Here is an 8,162-nt window from a genome sequence, read left to right on the forward strand (position 1 = left end):
CGGCGGGCCGTAACAAAGCCTTGCGCGGGCACCGCTCCACCGCATCATGCCCGGCGGAAACGGTTCGAGTCCTGTACCGCGCACCACGATAAAAGACCCAGGAACGCAGGTTCCTGGGTCTTTTCTTTTTGTTTTACCGCAGTTTTGACCGCAGTATATCAGATATTGCCGATGATTTCCAACTTGGCGGCTTCGTACTGTTCGAAATTGTACAAGAAAGCCTGACGGGCGCGGAACTTGATCGGGTCATCAGTGTTCATGATGCCCAATATTTCATTGACAAGGCTGCGGGCCGCTTCCAGTTTCTCCCGGCGGTCGGCGTGATACAGCGGGGAGCCGCGCTGGATGTCTCCATCAATGCCACGCTTCTTGGCAATGTTATACAGGGCGCAAAGCATTGTACCGTTTTTGCCGTAGTCCTCGGCGGCGTGTTCCAGGTCGGCCACGGTAGGCGAAAGAAACTCCGAAGAATAAGTCTCGATAGCTTTGGTGATGTAGCTTTGCGGGTTGGGCCTCCAGTTCTCACTGATGGCGGCACAAAGTTCTTCACCGGCCTGCTGAATCTGATACACGGAATTGTTTCTGACTTCCGCGAACTTTGTACGCTGCTCTTCAAGCGCATGATACTGCGCCACCTGATTGTAGTTTGCGCGGATTTCTTTCGTTTCGTCCAGGTAATTCGAAAACGCAGTGACCCAATCGCCGTAGGCGTTGTAAATTCGGGTCAGGTAAGCCGAATAATTGGAATTATTATCAAACATTTTGTAATTCTCCTTTTGTTGGGTATGTGGTATTCTATCACGGCTCTTTCTGCATCACCTCCCTGTCTGGGCTGTCCAAACGTTCAAGAATGTTTTCCAGGTACTCAACGGTCCGTTCCTCCACGCTTCCGTCGGCGGCCCAGGCTTCAGAGCCGGTGCCGCGCCAGGCATGGGTCTGGATAACCTCATCATGCCAACAGAGTAGGCGGGGATTGCGGCGCAGTTTGGCAAAGGCAGAGTGCCGCGCATTGGCGGCCTGTCCCCTGGTAAGCCCGGTTTCCTCGCAGATCTGGCGCACGCTCTTATCCTGGTAATATTGCCCCCGGATAACCAGCGTTTCCCGTTCGGTCAGTTTTGAAAGGGCCTCTTCCACAGCGTCGTGCAATTGCTCATGGAAGATTCTGTCCTCTGCCGCCTGCAGTTCCCCGGCGGCTGCCGGATCAGGCTGAAGGTCTCCCAAGGTAGCCGCGCCGTCACCCTCCGTATCAAGGGGCATATCCAGGCTTGTGCAATGGTTCAGCGGGTCGGCGCTGATCGTATGGGCCTTTCCATCCGGGCTGATAATGTTGCGCCGGTGGCCGCCGGTCAATGTGTGTTGAATCTGCCGTTGCATTGCCTGCCATAACCACACGGAAAAGGAGCCTTTCGCCGGGTCGTAGTGCTCGGCGGCACACTGGACGGCAAAATAGCCTTCCTGCTCGAAATCGTCCGCCGTCAGACCGTGGGCGTCCGCCTGCTCCCGGTGGCTGGGGTACCACTTCCAGAACATAGAGCGCAGCAGCCCTTTATTGATTTCCCACAGCTGGCCCAGGGCAAAGGCGTTGCCTGAGGCGGCCAGGGCAGCCAGAGCCGCGTTTGCTTCCTGCTGCCCGGAAGTCATGTTGTCCGATTTTCTCTGGCTTCGGTCTATGTTCAACCGCCCGTCGGTATATTCTATGGTCAACATCTCCTTTCGCAGGTCAAGGCAATCTTCCGGGACTGTCCCTGGCGCGTATCTCGTGTCGTTTACTTCGCTTCACGCTGTTCTGCCTCCCCATTGCTTGCTCTCTCAAAGTCATGGGCCAGAATGTCCAAAATCCGGCCCATCAGATCTGGCCGTTCTTGGATGGCCTGCAATATGCATCGTTCTTCTTCTGTCAGTTGGTTGTGTTCCCGGTTCTTGGCAATCTGGTATGCCCTTCCGGCCCTCCAAACACTGTCAATAGAACTCTTTACAACCAGGTCAAGAGAAACATCCGGCCATTGCATATTTTCCCGAACAGAATCGGCAAAAACCTTTTGCGCCTTCAGGCTCTCCCAAACAGACGGGTACGGTTCCACTGTCTGGTCATTCTGTTTCATTGCTACCACCTTTAAGCGCGGTCGGCTCTCTGTGAATCCAGCCAGTTACCTGTCCAATGATTACCGGTCGCTTTTCTCCTAAATAAAATCGCGGCGGACAATAGGGGTCTGCTGGCACAAGGGAAATCCCACCTTCAACATCAAACAACTTACATAGCAGATTTTCTTCCTGTTCTCGTATCACAACAAGGCTTTTATATGTAACATCACTTGTGGCCTGAATACAAACGACATCCCCAAACATAAGGCCCAAAGAAGGAAGGGTTCTCCCGGTGTATGTCATGGCAAAATCTGCGCCCAGGAAGTGAGGCAATTCCATTTCCTTAGTTCCGTATGTCATGGCCAGTTCCCTCCTTTACACCAGCATAGGCGCAGCCCGCCACAAACGCAGCAGTCATCATAGACGTAAGGAGACATTTACTGTCTCCCAGAGCATTTACACCATACAGCCTTGCAATTCCATCCATAAGGGAATACGTTCCATAAGGCAAGTCTGATTGCATTGTCAGTTCGTACACTTCAGCAGGCATCAGCAATATGGAATCACCAAAATCCACACACCGTCTGGCTTCTTCATTTTTCTGCATTGTGACCACCTCCCAGCCGGGCCGCTGCCGCCACAACCTGCTGCAGCTCGATTTCTTTCCGGGTCTTGTCCCACAGTTCCGACAGGTCCACATGGGCGTTGATGGTCTCGCCCCGGCGGATCGTGGCCACGGTGTAGCCGCTGCGTTCAAACTGCTGGGTCAGATAGCCCGTCGGGCGCATCCCCAGGCCTTCCAGGGCTGCCAGCCGGTCGCCGTCCAGCACAACAGTTTCCCGGTGTACGGTGCGCGGCTTGGGCTGCCGCTGGTCGATGTACTCCACCTCGTAGGCAGTCAGGGTGATGGTCTTTTCAAACTTCATTGTAATTTTCCTCCATTTCTGGTATGATGGAGGCGGTAACAGCAGCAAACTTTACCGCCTTGGCCGTTCCGGTGTTCCAGCACCGGGGCGGCCTTTTTTCTTTCAGCGAGAACCACAGCCCCATCAGGGCATTTTCAGCCAGCACACAGGCCAGCAGCGCGGGGATATGGAGGGCGGCCAGCGCCGCCAGGGCACAAACGCCCAGGCCAACAGCCGCCAGTTCCACAACCGTCCGCAGCAGCTGATGCACCGCACGTCCAATCATGCGCCCACCTTCTTCGGCTGGAAGAAGTATTTGCCATAGTCGGCGCGATCAATGCCCAAGGCTTCGGCAATGGCATCCATCTGCCAGGCATCAAAGGGCTGCTGCCCGGTCATACGGGCGGTCATAGTGCTGGGAGCCATACCGGCCCGCCGGGCAACTTCGTTCTGGCTCATTTCGCATTCCGCAAAGCGGACACGCAGATTGTAAAACGGTCTCATGTTGTTGCATCTCCTTTACTCATGGTGTAGATCTCGGCCTTCATGGCCATAAGCGCTTCATACTCATCCGGATCGCGCTGGTTCCAGGGTGTAGCTAGGTAACACAATACCCTGTCCAGGTAAGCGTCAACCTTTTCGGCTGCGGTCATGTGTTGATCTCTCCTTTCCTGTTCATGCCAAAGTGTAAGGGAGGGGGTTCCCCAAGGTATGGGGCACTCTCAGCCCCCATACTTGGGGACACCCTTACACATATATTTTTTGCTATATATAATAGTGTTTTTTTGACCCTTTTCAGTGCAAACGTAAATGCCGAAAATTCTGTTTTTTTGACCCGTTATCTTTTGCGCTGTATCGGGGCCCCTTTTTCTTGCATGCGTTCGAACATGTCATGTTCATCTACCATGTTCCGGACAGTCTGCTTACTTACCCCCAGATACTCGGCCAACGCCTGTATGGTTGGTGCTTTTCCTTCAGCCTGGAGAATATCAACGGCAGCTTCAAGGCGGTGCTGGCGTTCCCGCAGTTTCTGTTCCTTGCTCTTGCGGGCGTTCATTGCGCGCTGGTGCGGCGGGAGCTGCGCGTGCGGCGCCACATTGTCGGCAGGGTCGAAGTGCTCCATAACATGGATTGGATAATTGAACCAGACATCCACCGGCTCAAATCTGGCAAACTCCCGCAGTGTGCCCTCGATGCGCCAGGCTGTCACGCCGTCCCGGCGCTTACCCGGCGGCAACTCCAGCTCAATAACATCCAGCAGCGCGTCAACGTCCCTGGCAAAGACGCCGGAACCGGCAGCCCTGTCAGCGCTCACTTTCCAACTCTGGTCCCCTTTGCTGTGATGGTGGCAGTAGATCACCGCGCAGCCCGTTTGGTCACTGATTCTGTCCAGGCCGTTGCAGAAACTGGAAATTGCCCCGGCGTCGTTTTCGTTTCCGGTGCCCAACTTATAGATGGGATCCAGGATAACGGTAGTGCAGCCGTTGGCCTTTACCCTGCGTATGACAGCCGGAACAAACTGGTTAAAAGTGATCGGAACCCCGCGAAGATTCCACACGGCAATGTTTTCCAGGCTCAGGGGCTCCACATCCAGCGCCTTATAAACGGCCTGGATTCTGTTATAAAAGCTGGCCCGGTCAATCTCTAGGTTTACATAGAGAACTTTTCCTTGCGCACAATCAAAGCGCCCCATCCACTTGCTGCCCTCCGCGATGCATATACACAGCTCGATGAGGGCAAAACTCTTGCCAGCTTTGCTGGGACCAGCCAGAAGCATCTTGTGCCCCTGGCGCAGTACGCCGTAGATCAGTTCGCTTTTCAGATTCGGCAGCTTTCCGAGGTAGTCCGCTGCGCTGACGATCTCCGGCAGATCATCGTCGTCTGGTTCCAGCAGAAGCCTGGTCTTGTAGTCGGGTCCTTTTATTATGATGTCAGCGTCCCAATCTCTTGTTCGCATTGTTTATTCCTCCCTCCTGACTATGCTTTCCACCGACACACCCAGAGCCTGGGCAATCTTGTTGGCGGTGGCGGGTTTGCAGCTGCCACGGTTCAGAATCACAGAAAGATTCTGGGCGCTGCATCCGACACGCTGGGCAAGCTGCCGGTAACTGGGTACACCTGCATTTGCAACTGCAATATCAAGTTTCGTTCGGTCCAACTTCATTGTTTTTCACCTCCTGCACATTCATTTTGAATGCTATTATACAGCTTCAAATCGAATGTGTCAATATTTATTTTTAGATTCATATTGAATGTGTTTTATAAATATGTTATTATCGTTAAATAGAAGGGAGGTGCCTTCACTTGACTATAGGACAAAATATAAAACTTGCGCGAAAAAAAGCAGGACTTACTCAAAAACAACTGGCAGAAAAAAGTGGTATCGCAACCATAACTTTACAGCAATATGAGCGCGGTGTTAGAGAACCGAAACTTGAAACTATAGCTAAAATCGCCAGATCTCTAAACCTGTACGCAAGTGATTTAATAATTGACCAGTGGAAATGCGTAAACATGGACCCCTGCGATGAATCCGAAATATCGGTTGACGATGTTTTGTATCAACGCATGACAATGGCTTTTTCCAAACTGAACCACAAAGGGGCCGAAAAGGCAGCTGACACCGTGGAGGACATTGCAAAGATACCGGAATATCGGAAAGAGTAAACGTAGCAGCACCTCACATGCCGGGCCTGCATCCAGGTGTACCAAATTGGTATGACCTCGGCTGGCAGCGGTTGCGACAAATTGTCGCATCGGTACCGTTGTCCAAATTTTGGACAGCGGTGAGCTCGTCCGAAATTCGGACGGGCACGGCGGCCCGATCGGCGCCGGTGGGTCGTGAAACACGAGGTACCGCCGGGCGGTGGGGTCGTGAAACGCGACTCCCTCGCCGGTGGGTGGCGAAACGCCACCCCATCAGGGGGTAACGAACCGTTACCCCGTCCACAGTATGTTGCCGAAAATTTCGGCAACGCATTACCGCCCGGCGGGCACCCTCCCGGAAACAGCCCTGCAAGCCCTTGTACAGGGCGTTTCCTGCACAGGTGGGAAAATATATTAGCCAGACTTGTTTTGCTCCTGCGGCGTCTCCTGCAGCCCGTCTGTGGGGCTGGCGGGCAAAGCGGCGAGAATTAGTGGACACGATAACGCGCGGAACCTGATAAAACCTAAAACCAGAAAGAGGTCAAAGCCCATGAAGATCTATACCATCATCGGCGGCGTGAACGGCTGCGGCAAATCCAGTCTGACCGGCTCCATCAAAGCCGAGCGCACCGACCTGGGCATTATCGTGGACCCGGACAAGATCACCGCCGAACTGGGCGGGGATGAATACGAGGGCGGTAAGGTGGCCGTGGAGAAGCTGGAGCGGGCACTGGCCGACGGCGTCAGTTTCACCCAGGAAACTACCCTTTCCGGCGGCTATGCCCGCAAGCTGGCCCGCCGGGCCAAGGAGGCCGGGTATTACATCCGGCTGTATTATGTAGGTCTGGACAACCTGCAGGAGAGCCTGCAGCGCATTGAAAACCGGGTCCGCAAGGGTGGACACGATATCCCCCGGCGGGACGTGGAAGCCCGTTTTGCCCGGCGGTTCTCCGACGTGGTGAAGATCCTGCCATACTGCGACGAAGCCCGCTTCTTCGACAACGACAACGGCTTTGTCCTGGTAGCCGAGTACCGCAATGGGGAGATCCTGCCCATCGGCAGCAAGCGTCCCGCCTGGCTTGTGGAACTGATGCAAGCGATGGAATGACCCGCCGGGCGAATGTGTCCATATTGGACACGCCCAGACAAAAAGAAAAAACCGCCCCCGGCGGCAACCGGGAACGGTTTTGAATAGAACAGCTTACACAGCGAGTGTATAAGACAGCCCTAGCATCTGTTATTATACAACCTCCTGTGTGGGCTTGTCAAAGTGTACCCACAAGGAGGTTATTTTTATGGGAAGAAGGACCAACACCGCCGCCTGGAACGGCAGCCGCTGGCGCATTGACGTGCAGAAAGACGGTATCCGCAAGAGTTTCTACAGCTCGAAGCCGGGCCGCACCGGCCAGCGGGAAGCCAACGCCAAGGCAGACGCCTGGCTGGATGAGGGCATCAATCCCCGCGGCGCCCGGGTGGAAGCTCTGTACCGGGAATGGTACGCCGTCCAGCAGGAAACCACCTCGACCGGCAACTGCCAGAACATTTTCAGCCGGTGGAAGGTCTGGGTGCTGCCCCGGATCGGGCGCAAGCGTATCACCAGCCTTACCGAACAGGACCTGCAGGGCATCGTCAACCAGGCATACGCCGCAGGGCGCAGCAAAAAGACGCTGCAGTCCCTGTGTGCAGACCTGCGGGCCTTCTGCAAGTATTGCCGGGCCTGCAAGGTCAGCACCTTCAATCCTGAAGGGCTGCGGGTGCCCGCCGGGGCCAGGTACAAAGGAAAGAAGGTATTGCAGCCCGGGGACCTGCTGAAGCTGCTGAACACGGACACCACGCTGTGGCGCGGCAAGGTTGTCCGGGATGAGTATATCAACGCCTACCGCTTCCAGGTTCTCACCGGCCTGCGCCCCGGGGAGCTGATCGGCCTGCGCTGGGTTGATGTGCATGGCTGCACCGTGGAGATCCGCCGGGCGGTAAACGTCCATGGGGAAGAAACCCAGGGCAAGAACCAGAACGCGGTCCGCTCCTTCATCCTGTCCGACATGGCCCGGCGGGTACTGGAGGAACAGCGCAGCATTACCGGCGGCCAGGAAAGCGTGTTCTGCATCCATCGGGAAAAGACCTACTATGCCCGGTGGAAAGCCTACTGCGCCGCCAACGGCCTGACGCCCTGCACGCTGTATGAACTGCGGCACACCTTTGTGTCGGTGGTCAAGACGCTGCCCGCCGGGGAAGTCAAGCAGCTGGTGGGCCATAGCCAGGACATGGACACCTTCGGCATTTACGGCCACGCCCTGACCGGCGACGATGAAACCACCGCCCAGGCTGTCAACGGCGTGTTTCTCCGGGTGCTGAAGAACGCCCAGTGATACCGCACTTTTGACCGCACTTTTCCCTTTTAGAGCAGCCCGCACCGTTCCCCACCGAAAACACCAGACCGCCCGGCGGGCCGTAACAAAGCCTTGCGCGGGCACCGCTCCACCGCATCATGCCCGGCGGAAACGGTTCGAGTCCTGTACCGCGCACCAC

Annotated in this window: 14 protein-coding genes; 3 read left to right on the forward strand and 11 right to left on the reverse strand. The window is 55.5% G+C overall.

Annotated features, from left to right (window positions below):
• Positions 1 to 158 precede the first annotated feature (158 nt).
• The 11 genes from H6B15_RS14730 to H6B15_RS14780 all read right to left on the reverse strand — a co-directional run bounded on the left by H6B15_RS14730 (position 159) and on the right by H6B15_RS14780 (position 5,151).
• Positions 159 to 761, reverse strand: a complete 603-nt coding sequence (locus H6B15_RS14730; RefSeq protein ID WP_204648765.1) for a hypothetical protein — start codon at positions 759 to 761, stop codon at positions 159 to 161.
• A 37-nt stretch (positions 762 to 798) separates the two neighbouring features.
• Positions 799 to 1,641: a sigma-70 family RNA polymerase sigma factor gene (locus H6B15_RS14735; RefSeq protein ID WP_204648766.1), complete on the reverse strand. Its 843-nt coding sequence runs from the start codon at positions 1,639 to 1,641 to the stop codon at positions 799 to 801.
• A 125-nt stretch (positions 1,642 to 1,766) separates the two neighbouring features.
• Positions 1,767 to 2,102: a hypothetical protein gene (locus H6B15_RS14740; RefSeq protein WP_204648767.1), complete on the reverse strand. Its 336-nt coding sequence runs from the start codon at positions 2,100 to 2,102 to the stop codon at positions 1,767 to 1,769.
• Positions 2,089 to 2,442, reverse strand: coding sequence for a S24 family peptidase (locus tag H6B15_RS14745; RefSeq protein ID WP_204648768.1), 354 nt, complete (start codon positions 2,440 to 2,442; stop codon positions 2,089 to 2,091). The genes H6B15_RS14740 and H6B15_RS14745 overlap by 14 nt, the downstream gene beginning before the upstream one ends.
• Positions 2,426 to 2,689, reverse strand: a complete 264-nt coding sequence (locus H6B15_RS14750; RefSeq protein ID WP_204648769.1) for a hypothetical protein — start codon at positions 2,687 to 2,689, stop codon at positions 2,426 to 2,428. Before H6B15_RS14750 ends, H6B15_RS14745 begins: the two co-directional genes overlap by 17 nt.
• Positions 2,676 to 3,008 (reverse strand): hypothetical protein, encoded by a 333-nt coding sequence (locus H6B15_RS14755; protein ID WP_204648770.1) that lies wholly within the window; start codon positions 3,006 to 3,008, stop codon positions 2,676 to 2,678. Before H6B15_RS14755 ends, H6B15_RS14750 begins: the two co-directional genes overlap by 14 nt.
• Positions 2,998 to 3,273 (reverse strand): hypothetical protein, encoded by a 276-nt coding sequence (locus H6B15_RS14760; protein ID WP_204648771.1) that lies wholly within the window; start codon positions 3,271 to 3,273, stop codon positions 2,998 to 3,000. The genes H6B15_RS14755 and H6B15_RS14760 overlap by 11 nt, the downstream gene beginning before the upstream one ends.
• A complete protein-coding gene (locus H6B15_RS14765) occupies positions 3,270 to 3,491 on the reverse strand; it encodes a helix-turn-helix domain-containing protein (RefSeq protein WP_204648772.1) in 222 nt (73 codons plus the stop codon). Before H6B15_RS14765 ends, H6B15_RS14760 begins: the two co-directional genes overlap by 4 nt.
• Positions 3,488 to 3,640 carry a hypothetical protein gene (locus H6B15_RS14770; protein WP_204648773.1) on the reverse strand — a complete coding sequence of 51 codons (153 nt, stop codon included), beginning with the start codon at positions 3,638 to 3,640 and terminating at the stop codon, positions 3,488 to 3,490. The genes H6B15_RS14765 and H6B15_RS14770 overlap by 4 nt, the downstream gene beginning before the upstream one ends.
• A 185-nt stretch (positions 3,641 to 3,825) precedes the next feature.
• Positions 3,826 to 4,944, reverse strand: coding sequence for an AAA family ATPase (locus tag H6B15_RS14775; RefSeq protein WP_204648774.1), 1,119 nt, complete (start codon positions 4,942 to 4,944; stop codon positions 3,826 to 3,828).
• Positions 4,945 to 4,947: 3 nt separating this feature from the next.
• The gene (locus H6B15_RS14780; RefSeq protein WP_204648775.1) at positions 4,948 to 5,151 is read right to left on the reverse strand and encodes a helix-turn-helix domain-containing protein; all 204 of its coding nucleotides are present in this window, start codon (positions 5,149 to 5,151) and stop codon (positions 4,948 to 4,950) included.
• A 140-nt stretch (positions 5,152 to 5,291) separates the two neighbouring features.
• On the opposite strand from H6B15_RS14780, the gene H6B15_RS14785 reads away from it, so the two are divergent.
• The 3 genes from H6B15_RS14785 to H6B15_RS14795 all read left to right on the forward strand — a co-directional run bounded on the left by H6B15_RS14785 (position 5,292) and on the right by H6B15_RS14795 (position 8,002).
• Positions 5,292 to 5,654 (forward strand): helix-turn-helix domain-containing protein, encoded by a 363-nt coding sequence (locus H6B15_RS14785; protein WP_204648776.1) that lies wholly within the window; start codon positions 5,292 to 5,294, stop codon positions 5,652 to 5,654.
• 529 nt (positions 5,655 to 6,183) lie between these two features.
• A complete protein-coding gene (locus tag H6B15_RS14790) occupies positions 6,184 to 6,741 on the forward strand; it encodes a zeta toxin family protein (RefSeq protein ID WP_204648777.1) in 558 nt (185 codons plus the stop codon).
• Between the two features lie 187 nt (positions 6,742 to 6,928).
• A complete protein-coding gene (locus tag H6B15_RS14795) occupies positions 6,929 to 8,002 on the forward strand; it encodes a tyrosine-type recombinase/integrase (protein WP_204648778.1) in 1,074 nt (357 codons plus the stop codon).
• Positions 8,003 to 8,162: the final 160 nt, after the last annotated feature.

The organism is Gemmiger formicilis, from assembly GCF_016900095.1.
Taxonomy (GTDB): domain Bacteria; phylum Bacillota; class Clostridia; order Oscillospirales; family Ruminococcaceae; genus Gemmiger; species Gemmiger formicilis_A.

Excerpts from the sequence above, each read along its gene's own strand:
- H6B15_RS14740 (WP_204648767.1), bottom strand. The coding sequence starts at position 2,102 with ATGAAACAGAATGACCAGACAGTGGAACCGTACCCGTCTGTTTGGGAG.
- H6B15_RS14745 (WP_204648768.1), bottom strand. The coding sequence starts at position 2,442 with ATGACATACGGAACTAAGGAAATGGAATTGCCTCACTTCCTGGGCGCA.
- H6B15_RS14770 (WP_204648773.1), bottom strand. The coding sequence starts at position 3,640 with ATGACCGCAGCCGAAAAGGTTGACGCTTACCTGGACAGGGTATTGTGT.
- H6B15_RS14760 (WP_204648771.1), bottom strand. The coding sequence starts at position 3,273 with ATGATTGGACGTGCGGTGCATCAGCTGCTGCGGACGGTTGTGGAACTG.
- H6B15_RS14755 (WP_204648770.1), bottom strand. The coding sequence starts at position 3,008 with ATGAAGTTTGAAAAGACCATCACCCTGACTGCCTACGAGGTGGAGTAC.
- H6B15_RS14780 (WP_204648775.1), bottom strand. The coding sequence starts at position 5,151 with ATGAAGTTGGACCGAACGAAACTTGATATTGCAGTTGCAAATGCAGGT.
- H6B15_RS14730 (WP_204648765.1), bottom strand. The coding sequence starts at position 761 with ATGTTTGATAATAATTCCAATTATTCGGCTTACCTGACCCGAATTTAC.
- H6B15_RS14795 (WP_204648778.1), top strand. The coding sequence starts at position 6,929 with ATGGGAAGAAGGACCAACACCGCCGCCTGGAACGGCAGCCGCTGGCGC.
- H6B15_RS14735 (WP_204648766.1), bottom strand. The coding sequence starts at position 1,641 with ATGACTTCCGGGCAGCAGGAAGCAAACGCGGCTCTGGCTGCCCTGGCC.
- H6B15_RS14775 (WP_204648774.1), bottom strand. The coding sequence starts at position 4,944 with ATGCGAACAAGAGATTGGGACGCTGACATCATAATAAAAGGACCCGAC.
- H6B15_RS14750 (WP_204648769.1), bottom strand. The coding sequence starts at position 2,689 with ATGCAGAAAAATGAAGAAGCCAGACGGTGTGTGGATTTTGGTGATTCC.
- H6B15_RS14765 (WP_204648772.1), bottom strand. The coding sequence starts at position 3,491 with ATGAGACCGTTTTACAATCTGCGTGTCCGCTTTGCGGAATGCGAAATG.
- H6B15_RS14790 (WP_204648777.1), top strand. The coding sequence starts at position 6,184 with ATGAAGATCTATACCATCATCGGCGGCGTGAACGGCTGCGGCAAATCC.